Source organism: Cyanobium sp. Lug-B (assembly GCF_024345635.1).
Classification (GTDB): Bacteria; Cyanobacteriota; Cyanobacteriia; order PCC-6307; family Cyanobiaceae; genus Cyanobium; species Cyanobium minutissimum.
Genome location: NZ_JAGQBM010000041.1, coordinates 1 through 17992 on the forward strand (window position 1 = coordinate 1; position 17992 = coordinate 17992).

20 protein-coding genes and 1 pseudogene are annotated in these 17992 nt (G+C 63.3%); 7 read left to right on the forward strand and 14 right to left on the reverse strand.

Going from position 1 to position 17992, the window contains the following annotated elements:
* The 6 genes from KBY81_RS10735 to KBY81_RS10760 all read right to left on the reverse strand — a co-directional run.
* A partial coding sequence (locus KBY81_RS10735; protein ID WP_254976474.1) for a hypothetical protein occupies nt 1-186 on the reverse strand: 186 nt, incomplete at its 3' end.
* An 11-nt stretch (nt 187-197) separates the two neighbouring features.
* Nucleotides 198-740, reverse strand: coding sequence for a type II secretion system protein J (locus KBY81_RS10740; protein ID WP_254973743.1), 543 nt, complete (start codon nt 738-740; stop codon nt 198-200).
* 4 nt (nt 741-744) lie between these two features.
* A complete protein-coding gene (locus KBY81_RS10745; protein WP_396103677.1) occupies nt 745-1335 on the reverse strand; it encodes a Tfp pilus assembly protein FimT/FimU in 591 nt (196 codons plus the stop codon).
* Nucleotides 1335-1940 carry a prepilin-type N-terminal cleavage/methylation domain-containing protein gene (locus KBY81_RS10750; protein ID WP_254976476.1) on the reverse strand — a complete coding sequence of 202 codons (606 nt, stop codon included), beginning with the start codon at nt 1938-1940 and terminating at the stop codon, nt 1335-1337. Before KBY81_RS10750 ends, KBY81_RS10745 begins: the two co-directional genes overlap by 1 nt.
* Before the next feature lie 6 nt (nt 1941-1946).
* Nucleotides 1947-3560 (reverse strand): hypothetical protein, encoded by a 1614-nt coding sequence (locus KBY81_RS10755; RefSeq protein WP_254976477.1) that lies wholly within the window; start codon nt 3558-3560, stop codon nt 1947-1949.
* Nucleotides 3561-3760: 200 nt separating this feature from the next.
* A complete protein-coding gene (locus tag KBY81_RS10760; protein WP_261357202.1) occupies nt 3761-4063 on the reverse strand; it encodes a NifU family protein in 303 nt (100 codons plus the stop codon).
* A gap of 120 nt (nt 4064-4183) precedes the next feature.
* Between KBY81_RS10760 and KBY81_RS10765 the strand changes: the two genes are divergently transcribed.
* The gene (locus KBY81_RS10765; protein ID WP_254976478.1) at nt 4184-5749 is read left to right on the forward strand and encodes a class I SAM-dependent methyltransferase; all 1566 of its coding nucleotides are present in this window, start codon (nt 4184-4186) and stop codon (nt 5747-5749) included.
* 76 nt (nt 5750-5825) lie between these two features.
* The gene (gene lepA / locus KBY81_RS10770) at nt 5826-7634 is read left to right on the forward strand and encodes a translation elongation factor 4 (RefSeq protein ID WP_254976479.1); all 1809 of its coding nucleotides are present in this window, start codon (nt 5826-5828) and stop codon (nt 7632-7634) included.
* 48 nt (nt 7635-7682) lie between these two features.
* Here lepA and KBY81_RS10775 read toward each other — a convergent pair whose 3' ends face one another.
* The 3 genes from KBY81_RS10775 to KBY81_RS10785 form a co-directional block, all read right to left on the reverse strand.
* Complete coding sequence (locus tag KBY81_RS10775) at nt 7683-8450, reverse strand: HpsJ family protein (protein ID WP_254976480.1); 768 nt, start codon at nt 8448-8450, stop codon at nt 7683-7685.
* Nucleotides 8451-8587: 137 nt separating this feature from the next.
* Complete coding sequence (locus KBY81_RS10780; protein ID WP_254976481.1) at nt 8588-9373, reverse strand: THxN family PEP-CTERM protein; 786 nt, start codon at nt 9371-9373, stop codon at nt 8588-8590.
* A gap of 148 nt (nt 9374-9521) precedes the next feature.
* Nucleotides 9522-10130 carry a hypothetical protein gene (locus KBY81_RS10785; protein ID WP_254976482.1) on the reverse strand — a complete coding sequence of 203 codons (609 nt, stop codon included), beginning with the start codon at nt 10128-10130 and terminating at the stop codon, nt 9522-9524.
* 89 nt (nt 10131-10219) lie between these two features.
* Here KBY81_RS10785 and KBY81_RS10790 point away from each other — a divergent pair, with 89 nt between their 5' ends.
* Genes KBY81_RS10790 through KBY81_RS10805 form a run of 4 tightly spaced genes read left to right on the forward strand, consistent with a single transcriptional unit; the run spans nt 10220 to nt 12246 of the window.
* Nucleotides 10220-10753: a hypothetical protein gene (locus KBY81_RS10790; protein ID WP_254976483.1), complete on the forward strand. Its 534-nt coding sequence runs from the start codon at nt 10220-10222 to the stop codon at nt 10751-10753.
* A complete protein-coding gene (locus KBY81_RS10795) occupies nt 10750-11154 on the forward strand; it encodes a hypothetical protein (protein ID WP_254976484.1) in 405 nt (134 codons plus the stop codon). The genes KBY81_RS10790 and KBY81_RS10795 overlap by 4 nt, the downstream gene beginning before the upstream one ends.
* Nucleotides 11141-11635, forward strand: coding sequence for a GspH/FimT family protein (locus tag KBY81_RS10800; RefSeq protein ID WP_254976485.1), 495 nt, complete (start codon nt 11141-11143; stop codon nt 11633-11635). Before KBY81_RS10795 ends, KBY81_RS10800 begins: the two co-directional genes overlap by 14 nt.
* Nucleotides 11632-12246: a type II secretion system protein J gene (locus KBY81_RS10805; RefSeq protein WP_254976486.1), complete on the forward strand. Its 615-nt coding sequence runs from the start codon at nt 11632-11634 to the stop codon at nt 12244-12246. The genes KBY81_RS10800 and KBY81_RS10805 overlap by 4 nt, the downstream gene beginning before the upstream one ends.
* Nucleotides 12247-12526: 280 nt before the next feature.
* Here KBY81_RS10805 and KBY81_RS10810 read toward each other — a convergent pair whose 3' ends face one another.
* The 3 genes and pseudogenes from KBY81_RS10810 to KBY81_RS10820 form a co-directional block, all read right to left on the reverse strand.
* Nucleotides 12527-12889 carry a DUF5615 family PIN-like protein gene (locus KBY81_RS10810; RefSeq protein WP_254976488.1) on the reverse strand — a complete coding sequence of 121 codons (363 nt, stop codon included), beginning with the start codon at nt 12887-12889 and terminating at the stop codon, nt 12527-12529.
* Between the two features lie 115 nt (nt 12890-13004).
* Nucleotides 13005-13166 (reverse strand): annotated as a pseudogene (locus KBY81_RS10815) (DUF433 domain-containing protein); the annotation flags it as partial.
* Nucleotides 13167-13224: 58 nt separating this feature from the next.
* Nucleotides 13225-13854: a Uma2 family endonuclease gene (locus KBY81_RS10820; protein WP_254976489.1), complete on the reverse strand. Its 630-nt coding sequence runs from the start codon at nt 13852-13854 to the stop codon at nt 13225-13227.
* Between the two features lie 425 nt (nt 13855-14279).
* Here KBY81_RS10820 and KBY81_RS10825 point away from each other — a divergent pair, with 425 nt between their 5' ends.
* Nucleotides 14280-14492: a hypothetical protein gene (locus KBY81_RS10825; protein ID WP_254976490.1), complete on the forward strand. Its 213-nt coding sequence runs from the start codon at nt 14280-14282 to the stop codon at nt 14490-14492.
* A gap of 43 nt (nt 14493-14535) precedes the next feature.
* Here the strand turns inward: KBY81_RS10825 and KBY81_RS10830 are convergent, their stop codons facing one another.
* Both KBY81_RS10830 and KBY81_RS10835 read right to left on the reverse strand, forming a co-directional pair.
* Entirely contained in the window at nt 14536-15288 is a 753-nt protein-coding gene (locus tag KBY81_RS10830; RefSeq protein ID WP_254976491.1) for a class I SAM-dependent methyltransferase, read from the reverse strand.
* A gap of 218 nt (nt 15289-15506) precedes the next feature.
* Complete coding sequence (locus KBY81_RS10835) at nt 15507-17642, reverse strand: hypothetical protein (protein WP_254976492.1); 2136 nt, start codon at nt 17640-17642, stop codon at nt 15507-15509.
* Nucleotides 17643-17992: the final 350 nt, after the last annotated feature.

Consider the following 17992-nt stretch of genomic DNA (forward strand, 5'->3'; position numbering starts at 1 on the left):
GAGGCAGTCGGCGTTGCGCCGCAGCGCCTCCTCGGGGGTGGCGGCGCTCTCGGCCTCACCGCGGCAGGCGGCCCGCTGGCGCTCGCTCACCTCCCGCGCGGGCCGCCCGCAACCCGGCAGCAGCAGCAGGGGCAGCAGCAGGATCAGCAGCAGCACCGGCCGCGGGGCCGGGGGGCGGGGACGCATGGGGGCGGCAGTCAGGGGTAACTGGAGGTGCGCGAGCGCGTGGAGCTCGACAACCCGGTGAACGACGCCCCCAGCCGGTCGCTGAGGGCCAGGGTGTAGGCCGGTTCGCGGCTGTTGGTGAGGGTGGGCGTGAAGGCGTCGACGTTGGTGAGCAGCACGGAGGACACGTTGGCCGTGCCGCCCGTGAGGTTGAGGGTGCCGTTGTCGTTGATGGGCGGGCCCGTCCGGGTCAGGGTCCGGGTGCCGCCGTCATAGGCGTAGGTGATCGTCTGCCCACCCGCGAGGGTGAGGGTAAGGGACGTGCCGGGGACGGCCGCGGCGGAGGCCGATTCGGTGATCTCGCTGTCGAGCAGGTGGTTGATGCGGCCCCAGTGGTCCTGCAGCCGCCGCAACGATTCCTGCTGGGCGGACACCCGGATCTGGCTCACCATCACGTTGCTGCCGGTGGCGAAGATCACGCCCATGATCACGGAGGTGATCAGCAGTTCGACCATGGTGAAGCCCCGCTGCCGGGGGCGCCGCTGGCGTTGAAGGTGGGAGCTGGGGTGGTTCATGGCGTCAGAGGGTGCCTCCGTAGCTGCTCTCCAGGCAGTCCCCGCCGCAGGAGTTGCTGGCGCCCACACTGATCAGGCCGAGGCCTTCGGAGATGCGCACGCAGCGCATCGGCCCGTCGCTGCCCGCCAGGGAGATCTGGATCACCACCGGGGCGTTGAGCTGGGCGTTGGCCGCCGCGGCATTGACCGTGCCGCGGGGGGTGAACTTGAAGCTGGTGGCGCCGCCCGGGGCGATCGTGTAGGTGGAGGAGCCGAGGGTTTCGCTGATCTGCATCGGCTGGCCGGTGAGGCAGTTGTTGGCGATGGTCGGGTTGGCGATGGCGGTGCCGGCGATCAGCTCCGAGGCGCTGGCGAGGGTGGCGCCGCCGGTGAGGTTGCCGCCGCTGATGGTCACCTGGCAGGCATTGCCCTTCAGGGAGGTGCGCCGCACCCCCTCCAGCCAGCCCGCCAGTTCGGTGGCCACCGCATTGACCCGCTCGCGCCGCCATTCATTGCCGGAGGCGGTGAGCCCGACAGCGGCGAGGATCCCCACGATCACCACCACCACAACGAGCTCGATCATGGTGAAGCCGGCGTGGGAGGGGTGATTTTTCATCAGGGGCACCAGGCGACGGTGGTGGGCACGAGCGTGACCCGGCGCAGCAGTTCGCCGCTGCTGCTGTTCGTGTAGGTGATCGTGTAGCGGTGAAGGTTGCGCACCACGTTGGTGCCGAATTCCGTGACGGTCTGCTGGCCCTGGTTGGCGCTGTCGATGCTGTAGGTGATGCCGGCCGCCGTGAGGGACGAGGGGGTGGCGCCGATGTCAGCCACCAGCTGGGTGATCAGGCTGGTGGAGTTGCACAGGGCCTCGAAGAGCTGGCCGGCGCTGCTGTTGCCGTTGGCGGCCGTGGAGGTGGGCGGCGGGAAGAAATCGTTCTTGGAGAGCTCCACACTGCCCAGGCTGGTGCAGGTGCCGGTGCTGCAGGTGTAGCGATCGTTGAGCCGCCGGACCCGGGCCAGATCGGTGTCCACCAGGGCCTGCTGGCGGTAGCGGGTCTCCGCCGCCGCCGAGGAACGGTTGGACTCCACGAACAGCACCGAGGTGCCGGTGAGGGCCAGCACCAGCAGCACCGACGACACCATCAGTTCCACCAGGGAGAAGCCGCTGGCGCCGTGGTTGCGGCGGGGCGGGTGGAGGGCGGTGGGATGGAAGGGTTTCACGGTGGCTCAGGAGTAGGTGAGACGTCTGACGGCCCTGGTGACGTAATCGATCGCAAAGGATTCATAGAGGGCGTCGTCGCCGCCGCAGAACTTCATCAGCCCGCAGACGCTCTCCAGATCGCTCGGCGAGATCGTGACGGTGATGTTGCCGTTGGCCCGGAAGTCGTTGGTCCAGATCACCCCCTTGAAGTCCGGGGTGCCGCCCATCTCGATGCTGCCGAGGGGGAAGTACAGGAACATGCTCTGGGAGGCGCCGGTGCCGTTGCCCAGGTCGAGGAACTGGGCCCCGCAGGGGGCGGGCGCGCCGGGGCGGCAGCCGAACAGGGCCAGGTCGGCGGCGCGGGGGGCTCCCTGGGTGCTGGTGGAGCAGGTGATGGCCCCGGCGTCCGAGTCGCACTGGAAGATGCCGGAGGAGCCGTTCCCCCGGGTGACACTCTTCTGCCCACTGGTGGAGGCGTTGGGGAAGTGCAGCCGCACCGGGATCGTGCTGGCAGCGGTGCTGCCGCTGGTGTCGAAGAACAGTTCGACGTTGTTGCCGGTGCTGAGGCGATTGAGGCTGCAGGAGATGGTCTCGAACGTGCCCGGCGGTGAGGCGCCGCCGTTGGCATCCTCACGGGTGCAGAGCGTGTTCCAGGGGGCGGGCCAGCTGGTGGGGAAGGTGCGGCTCTCCAGGGTCAGGTCGCTGCTCACGGTCACGTTGCAGCTGGCCGGTGGCGAGGTGCTGCGGCAGGTGGCGTTGGCGGTGGGCAGCGGTGGCGGCAGGTTGACGTCCACCACGTTGACGCTGGTGTGGGCCAGGCCGTCGACGCAGCCCCCGGCAAAGGAGGCGATGCAGGTGACCGGATCGACGTTGAGGTTGTAGGCGCCGCCGGAGATCACCAGATCGCCGGTGTTGTCGTCGGCGGCGCCGGCCACGAAACCGAAGCCCGGGGCCAGGCTGCAGCGGCGGATGTCGTTGCCGAAGCTGTTGCCCAGGCCGCGCAGGCTGCGGTCGAGGCATTTGGGCACCACCTCCAGGGTCTGCTGCAGGGTGCTGGCGGCCACGACGGAGCCGCCGCGCAGGGCGAAGCCGCGCACGGTGAGGGTGAGCTCGCCGGCGGTGGGGAGCACGGCGGCGACCCCCGTCATGGGGTTGGCCAGGGTGCCCTGGCGCACGCTGGCGGCGGTGGCGGCGGAGCAGTCCACATCCACCAGCCGCCAGCGCTGCTGGGAGCCGTCGCCGACGTTGATCGTCTGGGCGGTGGGGAGGGCGCCGGCGGTGGGGAAGGTGGCGCCCACGTTGGCGAAGGCCCGGCCATCCGGCACCTTGACGGCGTTGTTGACGGCGATGGCGGCGGGCGTGGACGTCTCGAGCAGGCAGGCGTTGACCAGCAGCTGGCGGTTGCGGTGGCGGTTCAGCTCACTCACCACGGCCGCCATGCCGATGTCGGCCGCGGCCCGGGCATCGCGGGCCTGGCTCTGGTAGGCGGAGGCCAGCTCCGCCATGCTGGACCGCTTGGCCATGGCCAGCCCGCCCAGGAGCACGGCCATCACGATCAGAAAGCAGGCCACCATGAACCCGCTGCCATCGCGGCGCCTGCGCGACCTCGCCAGCGTCAGCATCAGCAGCCGGCTCGTCATCGCTCCAGGCCTCCTCCATCACGGAACGGAACCTTCTTCGCTGCAGCACTTCTGCTGCCCCTTCAACGTACGACCGGGAAACCCCGGGCCCTTGAGAAGCGGGCTGCCGTCGGCTGGGGGGACCGGAAGAGCCCGCTGATCATCGGCCATGAAAAAAGCCCCCCGGATGGGGGGCGTCTCCGGGTTCCTTCCGGCAGGGTTCAGAGCACCTGCACCACTTCGCTCACTTCGGGGATCGCCTCACGCAGCTTGCGCTCGATGCCCATCTTCAGGGTCATGGTGCTGCTGGGGCAGGACCCGCAGGCGCCCTGCAGGCGCACCTTCACCACCGGCCCGTCGATCTCGACGATCTCCACGTTGCCGCCATCGGCCATCAGATAGGGGCGCAGCTCGTCGAGGACCCGCTCCACGTTCTCGATCGTCAGGGCGCGGGGGTCGCTGTCCACGGCGGGCGCCACGGTCCCGGCGTTGGCGGTTTCGGGGCTGGCGGTGTCGGTGGTCATGGCTCGGTTACGCACTGGAACGAGCTTAGGCGCCGTCTACGTGGGGCCGACGAACCCTGCGCCGGGTGGCAGGGCCCCGTTCCTGAGGCATCCTGCGCGCACAGCGCCTGCGCCGCCGGGATGGATTCCACGCCTGCTTATCCAACCGAGAAGACCTACGGGGCCTTCCTGCATCGGGAGCTGACCGTGTCCTGGCTCGTGCTGGCCACTCTCATGGGCGGACGCCACCGTCTGGATCCGGCCCTGCTCAGCAAGGGGTTCACCTATCTCGATCTCGGTTGCGGCCACGGGCTCAACCTGCTGTTCAACGCCGCCGCCCACCCCGAGGCCAGCTTCTACGGCGTGGACCTGAACCCGACCCACATCGCCGGCGCCACAGCCAGGGCTGAGGCGCTGGGCCTGAGCAATGTTCATTTCGCTCTGGCGGACTTGACGACCTTCGCGGAGGGGCTGCCCGGCAGCGGCCCCTGCCGGGGGTGGCCGGAGGCCTACGACTTCGTCGTCGCTCACGGAGTGGCGAGCTGGGTGGGGGCGGAAGTGCGGAGGGCTCTGATCGCCGTGGCGAGCGCACGGCTGCGCCCGGGAGGGATCTTCTACTGCTCCTACAACACCTATCCGGGCTGGTTGTCGCGCAGCACCCTGCAGATGCTGAGTGTCGAGGAGGCCGCTCGTGCCGGAGGCAGCACGTCCCTGGCCGGCATTCGCAAGGCGGCACAGACCCTTCTGCGACTGTCGGGCACGGAAGACAGCGACTGGCCCCTCGGCAAGGAGTTGCCAGAGCTTCGCTCACAGATTGAGAAACTTCTGCCGATGCCGGAGTCCTATCTGGTGGGTGAATACCAGGCGGCCCACCAACCGCTTTATGTGGGTCCGATGCACCGGCTCTGCGTGGCCCACGGCCTCACCTGCATCGGCTCAGCCTCCTTGCCGGAGATGTTCCCGGAGATGTTGGATCCGGATCGCCGTGCCCTTGTCATGGAGGCGACTGATGATCCGATGCGCGAGGTGTTGCTGGATCTGGCGATCAACCAGACGTTCCGGCGGGATCTCTTCGCCCGGGGAGCCTGTCCGCCATCGTCGCCATGGCGTCGCCAGGCCCTTGCGGACCTGCAGCTGTATGCCAGCGCAGGATCAGAAGACGAGCGGGACGCCTTCGATACAAGTCTGGGACGGCTGGGGGTTGATCCGGATTTCGTTCGGACCTTGAAGGACGTCCTCACCAATGGTCCCCAGAGCCTGGGCTGGCTGATGGAGCAGGCCTCGCTGGATCTGGAGGATGCCCTGATGCGGCTCTCGGTTCTCGTGAGCGCGGGGGTGGTCGGCGTGGGTTTCCCAGCTGTTGCGGAATCGTCCGGGTCTGCCATCGCCGCGTTCAACCAGCGGTGCCTCGATCAGATCACGGCTGGCGAGGAGATCGGCGCCCTGCTCTCGCCCGTACTGCTTCAGCCCTTCACCATCGACCTGCTGGAGGCGTTTTTCCTGCAGGTGGCCGATTCGGGCCTGCCGGCGGAGGGGGTGGCCCAGATGGTGTGGATGGGCATCACCATGGCGGGCGGCCGTGTGAAGGATCCCGAGGGGGAGCCGATCGAGGACCCGGACCAGGCCCTGGGCCAGCTCCAGGCGTTCTGGGAGTCCTTCGCCTCCGGGCGCCTGCCGGTGCTGCGGCGCCTCGGCATCGGCGCCTGATCGTCGCCGAGGGAACCCGAGGGGGCTGCCTAGGATCGGGCCCTTGTTCCCTTCGCGGCTGAGCCTCCGGGCGCCCATGACCGACGTTCCCGCCCAGCGGATCCGTAACTTCTGCATCATCGCCCACATCGACCACGGGAAATCGACCCTGGCCGACCGCCTGCTGCAGGACACCGGCACCGTGGCCGCCCGGGACATGCAGGCCCAGTTCCTCGACAACATGGAGCTGGAGCGGGAGCGGGGCATCACGATCAAGCTCCAGGCCGCCCGCATGGAGTACAGGGCGGCCGACGGCCAGACCTACATCCTCAACCTGATCGACACGCCGGGGCACGTCGATTTCTCCTATGAGGTGAGCCGCAGCCTGCTGGCCTGCGAGGGCGCCCTGCTGGTGGTGGATGCCAGCCAGGGGGTGGAGGCCCAGACGCTGGCCAACGTGTACCTGGCGCTGGAGAACGATCTCGAGATCATCCCGGTGCTCAACAAGATCGACCTGCCCGGGGCCGACCCCGACCGGATCAAGGCGGAGATCGAGGCGATCATCGGCCTCGACACCTCGACGGCCATCAACTGCTCCGCCAAGACCGGCCTGGGGGTGCCCGAGATCCTGCAGGCGGTGGTGGATCGGGTGCCGGCTCCGCCGGACCAGGCGGATGAACCGCTGCGGGCCCTGATCTTCGACTCCTACTACGACCCCTACCGGGGGGTGATCGTCTATTTCCGGGTGATCAGCGGCGTCATCGCCCGCAAGGACAAGGTGCTGCTGATGGCCAGCGGCAAGGTGGTGGAGCTCGACGAGGTGGGGGTGATGGCGCCGGACCAGCGCCAGGTGGAGAGCCTGCATGCCGGTGAGGTGGGCTACCTGTCCGCCTCGATCAAGGCGGTGGCCGATGCCCGCGTCGGCGACACCATCACCCTGGCGGCCAACCCGGCGAGCGAACCGCTGCCCGGCTACGCCGAGGCCACGCCGATGGTGTTCTGCGGCCTGTTCCCCACCGACGCCGACCAGTATCCCGACCTGCGGGAGGCCCTCGACAAGCTGCAGCTCTCCGATGCGGCGCTGCAGTACGAACCGGAGACCAGCAGTGCCATGGGCTTCGGCTTCCGCTGCGGCTTCCTGGGCCTGCTGCACATGGAGATCGTGCAGGAGCGGCTGGAGCGGGAGTACGACCTCGACCTGATCGTCACCGCGCCTTCGGTGATCTACCAGGTGAACATGATCGACGGCAGCACCCTGATGGTGGACAACCCCGCCACCCTCCCCGATCCCCAGAAGCGGGAATCGATCGAGGAGCCCTATGTGAAGTTGGAGATCTACACCCCCAACGTGTACAACGGCGCCCTGATGGAGCTGTGCCAGGAGCGGCGCGGCGAATTCATCGACATGAAGTACATCACCACCGACCGGGTGACGCTGCACTACGAACTGCCCCTGGCGGAAGTGGTGACCGACTTCTTCGATCAGATGAAGAGCCGCACCAAGGGCTACGCCTCGATGGAGTACAGCCTGATCGGCTATCGCAAAAATGAGCTGGTGCGCCTCGATGTGCTGATCAACGGCGAGAAAGCCGATCCACTCACCACCATCGTTCACCGGGACAAGGCCTACAACGTGGGCAAGAGCCTGGTGGAGAAACTCAAGGAGCTGATCCCGCGGCAGCAGTTCAAGATCCCGATCCAGGCCTCGATCGGCAGCCGCATCATTGCCAGCGAAAGCATCAGCGCCATCCGCAAGGACGTGCTGGCCAAGTGCTACGGCGGTGACATCTCCCGCAAGAAGAAGCTGCTCAAGAAGCAGGCCAAGGGCAAGAAGCGCATGAAGGCCATGGGCCGGGTGGAGGTGCCACAGGAGGCCTTCATGGCGGTGCTCAAGCTGAACCAGTGAGCTGCCGCTGCCGGGTGACCACGATCCATCGGCCCATGGGCTGAAGGGTCACTCCGCCAATGTCTCGAAGTAGTCCTGATCGACACCACGCGGTCCCCCAGCCTTCACTTGCATGCGGGGCAGGAGGCCGCCAAGGAAGGCGAAGCCAACCGCATAGGCCAGGGAGGAGATGGCAATGCGGATCGTTTCCTTGAGGGGCAGGGTCGGTTTCGTGGCGGCCTGGGCTTCAATTTGCTGCATCAATCGGTTGGAGGCCTGCTCGGCCCGGGCCTGCAGCATGCTGCGCAGTTCGGCCATTGGCATCTTCTGTTCAGCCGGTGAGAGGCCGGCATTCCTGCCGAACAGCTGCCTGAGCCTGGTCTGCAACTCTTCGTGGGTGGTGGCGGAATCGATGGCCTTGCGCAGCTCAAAGAACTGCTTGCTGGTTCGGGTGGTCTGCTGATCCAGTGCTGTGGTGACCGTTCGTTGCAGCCTCCAGGCCGCATAGCCCTGCAGGGGAATCAGCAACAGGAATCCGAGGGCGGCAGGCAGGGCCCAGCGGCGGATGGCGTTCCAGCGGACCCTAAGCCGAGGGTTGATGGGATCGAAGCCGAGGGCCAGGGGCAGCATCAGCGTCCCGATCAGCGCCAGGGGCGCGTTCGTGATGATGGCCGCGATCATGGCCAGCTGCCACGAGGGGTCAAGGAGCCTGGGCGGTACGGCCGTGGTGACCACGGCGGCGATGAACACCACCAGGAGGACAATTGACAGCGTGGCAAGAAGCCGGGAAAGGTAGGGGCTGCTGGGGAGAGTGGAGTCAGGGCTGGCAGTGATCATCGCTGGAGGCGGGATATCCAGGCAGGCCGGAAAGCAAGGACAAAAATAGGCCCCTATGTCAAGACTGCATAGGGGCCTTTGGGAACATTCAGTGGCACCGATGGCTCAACCGGGTAGGGCCATCTGTGGGGCCACGATCATCCGTTCGACTGGATCCGTTTCCTCAGCTTGCGGCTGTACCCGAAGGCTGCGGCGATGCCGAGAACGGGAAGGGGGCCGGGGACCGAGTCCTCCGGTCCAACATCCGGGGGAGTGGTCAACTTCCCGAAGACCTGAGCGGTGGTGGTCCCACCTTCTTGGGAGATCAGGGAATCGGTGGGATTGCCGTTGGAGTCAAGGAAGAAGGAGGCAAGGGTCAGAGTCTTGCCCTGGAACTGAAAGGTTTGGTTCGGAACCGTGCTGATGGTGATTTTATCGGCGCAGGGTGTATCGCTTGGATAGGTGCAGGGCGCTGAATTAGGGGTTTCGTCGATGGTGGAGGTGTAGACGAAATCGATGGAGATGGGCGGCTGGGTGAACAGCGTTTCCAGAGTCAGCGAAACCGAACTTGCTGCCGTGCCAGAGCTGATCGGATTGTTGAAGTGCCGAAGGGTGCCGAGCAGGAAGTTGGTCTCAAAAGGCACAACCAGATTGGGGTTCGGATCGACGCCAGTGAACCCGAGGCCACTTTGCCCAGAGCCGGTTGAGTTGCCCCAACGGATCTGGTTTTCGCCGGCAACCGTTTGAAACAGAATGTTGGTTCCGCCAACGGGGTTGCTCCAGGTTCCGGTGGTTTTATCCAGGACCACCTGAGCCTGCGCCGGAGCAGCAGCCAGGCCGACGGCAAGCGCGCATCCGGCGGTGACGGCCTTGGAAGCGAGGCCGCCGAAGGCGAAAGGCCTGGCGGTATGAGCCACTCTGGAGGGTGAGGTGACCTGGTTCATGGGTTTTATTCAGGTGACGCTCACCATAATGCAAGCAAAGCCGTTGGGCTACCAGGGGGGGGCTGACAAGTATGAAAACTTAATGCATGGATCCTGAGAATTTCTTAAGCCCAGGCCCTGCCTCCGGGGTGCCACCGGGCCGCCTGGCTCAACCCCAGTCCGTCGATCGCCTTCGGTGCAGGTGGACCGGCCCTGTGGCGTCGGTGCGGAAGAACAGGCTCGGGGTGAGGCCCACCCGCCGCATCTGGTGCCGGCCGCGCAGCTGCATCAGCACCAGCCCGGCGCCGGTGACCGCCTGCAACAGCAGGGTCGTGATCAGGCGCACGGGGTTGAGCAGATGTTGCTGCAGGGGCGAGAGGGGTGCCAGATGGCGCTGGCTGAACAGGATGGCGGCATCATGGATGGTGACCGCTGGCAGCAGCAGCAGCAGGATCAGCCCCAGGGGCAGCAGGGTGCGGTGCAGGGCGCCGGTCCAGGGCTGCTCGCGGCGGTGTCGGCGATGGCCGCCGCCGAGCAGGTAGAGGCCGAAACCGAGGGGCAGCAGCGGCAGGGCAGGGGAAAGGCCGATCAGGCCGTTGAGCCGGCCGGCGGGAGCCTCGACGCTGGCGAAGCTCCCCGCCAGCAGCAGGGTGCTCAGCTCCAGCACCAGCAGCACCAATCCCACCAGCCGCAGCTGGCCCAGGGAATAGTCCAGCTGGTGGCGATTCACGACGGCGTCCACCTCGTCGCGGGTGTCCCTGTGCCGGCTGTGGTTCATGGGCCGCTGGAGAAAGGCACGGTCACTAGGGGCAGTTTCCCCCAGCCATGGTGTCCCTGCGCGGGAACGTTGAAAAGGTGTTCGCTGCCATGGTCATGCCCTCATTGCACCGCCCCTCGTTGCACCGCCACCGCGCCCGGGGGCAGGGGTTCGTCCTGCCCCTGGCCATGGGGGCCTCGATGGTTCTGCTGCTGGGGAGCCTCTCGGCGCACACCGCCAGCCTGCAGCTGCGTCTGCAGGGGATCCGGGAGCAGCAGCAGCGCCGGGCGGAGGACCGGCTGGCCTCGGCGGGCCAGCAACTGCTGGCGGAGCTGCACCGCAGCCATCGCTGCCTGCTGGCTCTGCCGCTGCCCCAGTGGGACGTCCAGGGCCTGGCCTGCGCCCCGGCCCCGGCGATCGCGGCCCTGCGCCAGGGCCAGGTGCTGGGGGGCTCCTATCGCCTGGTCGCCTGGCGCCCGGACCTGCAGCCGGCCGAACTGCTGCTGGAACTGGCCGCCGGCGGCGGCCAGCCGGCCCGCCAGGGGGCGTTCACGGTGCAGCTGGCCCCGGCCCAGCCGCCAACCCAGCCCCAGCCGCAGATCACCGACGTGCGGCTGGTGGGCCTGCGGGGGGTGGTGCCATGAGCCTGATCGAACTGGTGACCGGGTCGGTGGTGTTCCTGAGCGCGGCGGGATCCTCCCTGCAGCTCTGGGCCCTGGCGGGCGCCGCGGCCGTGGCGGAGCAGCGCCAGCAGGAGCGGCTGGAGCAGGCGGAGGTGGCCCTGGCGCGGGCGGAAGCCACCCTGCGCGGCCTGGCCCCATCCGCTGGCGACTGCACCACGGCGACGGCCGAGCTGCTGCAGGCCCTGGCGGCCCAGCCCCTGGCCCCGGGGCTGGCGCGCCAGCTGGAGGTGTCGGCCAGCGGAGACGGGGTGGTGCTGCGGCTGGCGGTGGCTGGCGAACCCGAACCGCGCCAGAGGCTCTACGTGCCGGCGGCCTTCGGCCGCTGCGGGCCTGCGCCGGGAGGGGGCGGTGGAACACCCTGAGCCGGGGGGCTTCACCCTGCCGGAGACCCTGCTGGCGCTGGTGCTGGTGGGACTGCTGGCCCAGCTGGGGTTCACCTCCGCCAGCCGGGACCTGGCCGCCGCCCGGCTGGAGGGGGCCAGCCGCCGGGTGATGTTGGGGCTGGAGCGGGGACGGGATGCCGCCCTGCGCAGCGGCCGTCCCTGTGCCCTGAGCCTGGAGGCCACGGGCTGGCGGGAGCCCCAGTCGGGCAGCCTGCCCGCCTGCGAGGGGGCGGCCCTGGAGCTGGGGGAGGGGATCGGCGGGCTGGCGGTGAACGTCAGCCACAACCTGCCGGCGGCGGTGCGCTTCACCAGCAACGGGCTGATCATCGACGGCGGCTCCGTGCAGCTGAGCACCGAAGGCACCGATCTGGTGCGTTGCGTGGTGGTGGCCCTGCCCCTCGGGGTGACCCGCCTGGGACGGCAGGGGCCAGGCGGCTGCCTGCCGGATCCCCAGTCGTGAGTCGCCCTGTTCTCTATCACCGGAGCTGCGCCATGGCCTTGCTGCATTCCCACGGCCGTTCCGTCAGGGGGCCGGCCGGCTTCTCGCTGGCGGAGCTGCTGGTGGCGGTGAGCGTCGGGCTGCTGCTGTGGGGGGTGGTGCTGCAGACCCTGGTGGCGGAGGGCCGGCAGGTGGAGCGGATGGTGCGGCAGGTGCGGGAACGGGGCCAGCAGCGGCGGGTGCTGGCCCTGCTGCGGGGGGATCTGCAGCGGGCCACCCGGGTGGATCTGGGCCAGGGGACCGGGGCCGCCTGCGCCCTGGGCGGCCGGGATCCGGTGCTGCAGCTGCAGACACCGGCCGGTCCGATCACCTACACGGCCGGCAGCCCACCGAGCCCCATCTGGCGCCGGCGGGTGCTGATGCGCTGCGGTCCGGCCTTCGGCCTGGACGGCGAACCGAGCGCCGGAGCGGCCCAGAACCGGGTGCTGCTCGATGGACTCAGCCAGCCGGGGCTGGAGGCCGCCGCGGAACCCGACGGCCTGCTGCACCTGCGGCTGCGGCAGGAATTCGAGCCCTCAGGGGGTGGAGTCCAGCGGATCGAGACGGAGACGCGGGTGCTGGCGGGGGGATGAGGGTGGAGCTCCAGGTGCCGCAACAGGCCGTTGGCATGCCATCCAAACAATCTGAAAAAAGGTCCACGACCTGTCATGGCGTCTCTCCAGATCCGGGATCTGCCGGATCCTCGGCATCGAGCGTTGCAGCGCCGAGCCAGCGCCCCAGAAGCGAAGCCTGAGCCAGCAAGCTCAAGGCTGGTGAGCACCAACAGGGTGCAGGAGGTTCGGGCATGAGTGAGTCGGCTTTCGAGATCCACGAAGGCTCTCCCCTCGTTCACAAGCGGTCAGCCTTGACTGTTCAGCGGCAGGATCCGCACGCGCTCGCGGCGTTCGTCAGCCACCACCAGCGCCCTTGGTCGATCTCGGCGGCGTAGGTCTTCAGGAGCGAGAGAACCAGGGGGCCGATCGCATTAGGCAGCACGTTGAGGCAGCGGACCTGCAACACGCTGGGGCTATGGGCGCCGCTGAGGGCCAGCATCGTCCCTAAGTCAAGGTCGTGGGTGAAGATGGCGTAGCCGTTATTCAGGGCCCATCGCATCAGCTCCGTATCCGGTGCTCGCGGATCGCCCACCTCGGACCAGTGCACGGCCTGATGGCCAGCAGCCTGTAACAGCTTGATCCACTCGCTTGAGAGGTTCATGTCGACCAGGAGCCTGGCCATCAGCCCAGGACCAGCGCCTCTTCTCGCTCTTCCATCCGCCAGGCGGCATAAGCGGGGCCTCATCAATGTCGGCAAGCTCCAGGAGTGGGTTAGCCTCCAGGATGCGCTCGCGGCTGCTTCCACTGGCCATAAGACCAACGATGGTGCCCACCGTGATGCGCAGCCCGTGGATGCAGGGCTTGCCTCCCAGCACGGCGGGATTGTGCCTGATCCGGGGAAACGCCATTGGTTCATTGTAGGCAGAAGCGGTGGATTCTCCGCCTCTGGCGAGGGACATTGCTCATAGCCGATCAGCGTCTACGTCGGTTGGCTGATCAGGTTCTGACCTGAATTGTTCAGACCTCCCAGATCTCAGCCAACTCCAGGCGCAGCCCGGGGAATCGCTCGTCAGCATCCAGGGTGGTGTCCCCCTCAAGGCGCAAGGGCTCGCCGCTGGCCTCGCTGCTCCAGATCTCCACAGCCTGCTGCTCGGGGATCAGCAGCCAGCCCAGCCCGGCACCATTGGCTCGATAGGCGGCCATCTTTTGCCGCAGGGCCGTGAGGCCGCGGGCACTGTCGTCGCTCGGGCTGGAGAGTTCAACCAGCAGATCGGGGCAGAAGGGCGGGAACCCACGGCGCTGCTCCGGGGTGAGGGCCCGCCAACGTTCCAGACCCACTATGGAGTCATCGGGGCTGCGCACCGAGCCATCGAGGAGGAGGAAGCCCGTGGAGCTGTCGAACACCTGCCAACCCCCCACGCTGTCGGCCCAGGCCAGCAGGCGCAGCAGCAGACGGCTGTTGCGGGCGCCGGTTTCACCGCCTGTAGGTGCTATGTGGACGAGATGGCCTTCTGCGGTAAGTTCCAGCACCGCCTGGGGGTTGGCGCTGCAGACGGAGCCGAACTGCTCGGGGCTGAGGCGCAGACCATCCGGCAGGAGCAAGGGCGCGAAGGCATCCGGGTAGGGAGCCGGAGGTGCGAGCGTCATGGCCCCAGCGCAAGCCATAGAAGTTTAGGGGGGTGTTCCTTGTCAATGAGGTTGTGGGTTGCCTCAATTTGTTTGACACAGGACCGGCAGGAACCCAAGCGGGCAGCCTGCCGACGGCGGCACCGTGCTGCTGAGCACCGAGGGCACCGATCTGGTGCGCTGCGTGGTGGTGGCACTGCCCCTCGGGTTGACCCGCCTGGGACGGCAGGGGCCGGGAGGCTACCTTCTGGATCCCCACAGCTGAGCCGCCGAGCCCCCGTGCAGCAGGGCTAGCAGCGGCGAGTGCTGGCCCTGCTGCGGGGGGATCTGCAGCGGGCCACCCAGGTGGACCTGGCCCTAGGGACCGGTGCCGCCTGCGCCCTGGGGACCCGATCAGCTACACGGTTGGTATCCCACCGAGCCCCATCTGGCGCCGGCGGGTGCTGATGCGCTGCGGTTCGGCCTCCGGGCTGGAAGGGGAACCGAGCACCGGAGCGGCCCAGAACCGGGTGCTGCTGGATGGGCTCACCCTGCCGGGGCTGGAGGCCACCGTGGAGCCGGACGGCCTGCTGCACCTGCGGTTGCGCCAGGGGTTCGAGCCCTCAGGGAGTGGTACCCAACGGATCGAGACGGAGACGCGGATAGGGGGAGGGGGCTGATCGTTCCACTTGAACAGTGACATCCCGCTCAGTTGGAGAATCTTCATGGGAGATCTTCCTTGCGTTTCACTTTCAGGGAGTGCATGGCGAGATTAAGCGCATCATCCTCATTCATCGGGTTATATAGACCCTGATTTCTAAGAAACCAGAGATAATCTAGCGAAGACATATTTAGAAGGCCTTGGTCCTGAATGATGCATGAAGGATCATTGATGGGTGCTGTTGCGCGCCAAACAACAGCTTGCGGATTTCCATCCGAAATAATGGTGCAAAATGAAAGCAAAGGATGGAATGTGCGGATCAATGGAATCACCTTATAGGTATCCCCGTGCCACGCATTGCTGGGGTCGCCTGTCATGAACTGCCGCATCATGACAGCCTCAACTTGATCACGATTGCAGGAGAAGACATCGCAAGGAAAGATGTCATCTAAAATGATGATTGATTGGTCATGGGTGACTAGTAGGGCGTTGCAGAAATCGCGATAGGTTTGCTCCCATGTGTGCAGGCCGTCAAGAAACACAAGATCGTATTTTAGATCTCGTTGGAATTCACAGAAGAATTGATCACTTGAAATTTGAAAAAACTCACTTGCCTCATGATGCGGAGCCAAATCAGAATCAAACAAGAATCTGGGGTCAACAGCTGTTTTGCGATCAGCAGAAATCTCAAAGAATGTCTGACCTGTCTCGACACCTATTTCAAGGTAACTGCGCGGGCCGGGCATTGAGCCAAGCAGAGCATTAATTCGCCTTGTGGAATAGTTAATTGAGTCGTGAGAGCTGCTTCGATCCAAGGGTTCAGTGGAGTGGTGGTTGGTCCTATGATCTTACCAAATCGAAAAAAATGATGCTCAAAAAAGAGCAGCCATAGCATGCTCCTCATGACTGTGAACCGAGCAAAATGAAAAACCTCCTCTTGCCGAAACCAAGTGCTCATGCAAAGTGAAATAGCGTTGCCATGAGCTGCAGTAAAGACATTAAGAATCATGTGAGCATCTCATGACTACGCAAATTATTCATTACAGTTAAGAGCTCCTTTGCTAGCTGCAATGCAAAATTGTTCAAAGTGGCGTACGTAATCAGCTCTATTGAAGATGCGGTGCTTTTGGTTGAGAATCTGACGTCGCAAGCTACATCTTTTGTCATCGTGTTCAAGTAGTTCATGAACAACTTCAGCATACTCAAGGAGTGACTGCGTAATTGGGGCGTTGATAATCGCCATTTCACGATACCCAGCCGCCACAACTCTCGAACGAAGATAGCTGCCTTCTAGAGTTATAATCGGAGTTCCAGAAAGGACAGCCTCAAAAAAAGTAATTCCGCTTCCATAGTAAATTGGATCTAACAATAAATCCATGCACTTACATAGAGCTTGATACTCGCCTCTTGACATCTTTTTCAGAACAATCGTCTGATCTCTCGCTGACGGCGCAAACGTAGCAAGTCGCTGTAAGAAACGCTCAGTAGAAACGTCATACTCATCTCCTACAAAGACAAAGATTGCATCTGGATTGCGAAGTGCGATATCTTCTAGGAGATGATCAAAATCTGGATGTAGCTTGTGCAATGATTGTAGGCATCCGACCAGCTTGCAGTGATGGGGAAGAAAAAAGTACTCTCTCCCAATATCTGCCACTTCAAATGAGGCAGAATAGCAGCAACAGGGAAGTCCGCCTGGCAAACGAACTAGCTTTTCTGTATACAGGCTATCTGCACCTTCAGGCTCAATACCATCTGAGGAGATATAATAGTCAACTGAGTCGTTCCCAGAAGTGTGAGGAATCCCCCATCCAGTGATTTGGATAGGAGCTGACCTGAAAAAGGGAAAGAGAAAGTCATAAGGTGTCATACCAAGGTCAGTGAAGTAGAGGATATCTAGCTCTAGATCATGCAATTGATTATAGATAACGGATAAATCATTGGAGAGATAAATTACATGATCTGCAAAGGAATCAAGCTCTTTCCTCACGTCATCATCCAAGCTGCCATGAACATGAATTAAATAGATATTAAACTGGTCACGATTTAAAAGGCGAATCAAGCCTTGGAAGGCAATGGTGTTGCTATGCCCGTAAAAGTGTTTAGATAGAAATCCAATCCTCAGTTTGTCGGTTTCGAATTTTGGGATATGGTTGAAGGCGCCAAGCTCTGATCTCGCTTGATGGAGATGAGAAAGTAAAGGGGCTGCAAGCTTTCTCATCAATGCAGAGTATCTTTCCAGAAGTCCTCGATCATCTTTATTGTGATAAGCAAGTGAAAAAGTATGGAGAGACATTGGATGTTCATAAACAAGCTCTAACTGAGGCATCGTCTCAGCCATGTTCAGGCCATAGTCAAACCTCGCTCTACATTCGTCTATCTGATGTGAAGAGGATGGAATTACAGGAAATAAAAGATGCTGATTGAGCAGGAGTGCTGCTGACCTTGGATGGAGTCTTGCAGCATCCTCAAAAGCTTTTGAACATTTATCCACGTCTGAACAGAGGTAATGGATATTTGCTTCCATGCAAAGATAGAAGATGTTGTTCGGTTGCAGTGAAATGGCCTTTCTGATCACCTTTAGACTGTCTTGAAGCCTATGGGTTTCATGAAATATCTCACACATTAAGGCATACACCTCTGCGCCTGCATGTTCAGATCCTGCAAAGTTGTGTAATTGCTGTATCGCTTCGTGTTTTTTGCCTTCAAGTCGGAGGAGTTGAGCCGATGCAAGCACAAATGTCGGAGATGTCTGCAGGGCCTTTGGCCAGCCAAGCAAGATAGAGCGGCATTCGTCAATTCTACCTAATGCGCTGCAGCAGTGATATCGTCCTTGCCATGCCGCGTCGTCTTCCGGATTCATTTGTATAATGGAACAAAACTCTCTATCCGCTTGTTCATAGCATTTCAAAGTATAAAGTGTGCTTGCCAAGTTGTGACGCGCAGGAAGATAGCCGGCATCAATAATGAGTGCTCTCTCTAAAAAGACTCTTGCAGCCCTATAATGACTCAAGTAAAATAAGCAGGCACCAAGACTGCTTAGGCCCTTGACGCGATAGTCCTTGTCCTTAATCAGTTTGACAAGAAGGGGAATTGCTTTGATGTAGTCTTGCTTAGCGAACTCATCTTTGGCGGCATCGAGCAATGCTTGGCAGTCAATGGAGGGCATGACGTCTTTGGGATTGGCTCTGGGTCCTAAAGATAACGTTAGGCTGCAGAAACTCTAGTATATGATCAATGCATGAGATCTTCGTGCCAATACCTTGGCCATAGAGATGTTCGGAATGCTCTTAGCCATGGATTGCCTATTGCATTTGGAAAGTCTATTGCCTAAGGGTATTGACGAGATAGGTTGATGCGAACTCCAGAATGCCAGGTCATCAAGGATGATAGCTCGAGCCTTATTGTGTAGCCACTTCCGTGGCATCAAGCTGCCAGAAACTAAATTTGAATACAAGACTTCTTTGCATAAAAAAAGTGGCCAGAGAGGCCACTAATCAAAGTTAAGGAAATGAGGCT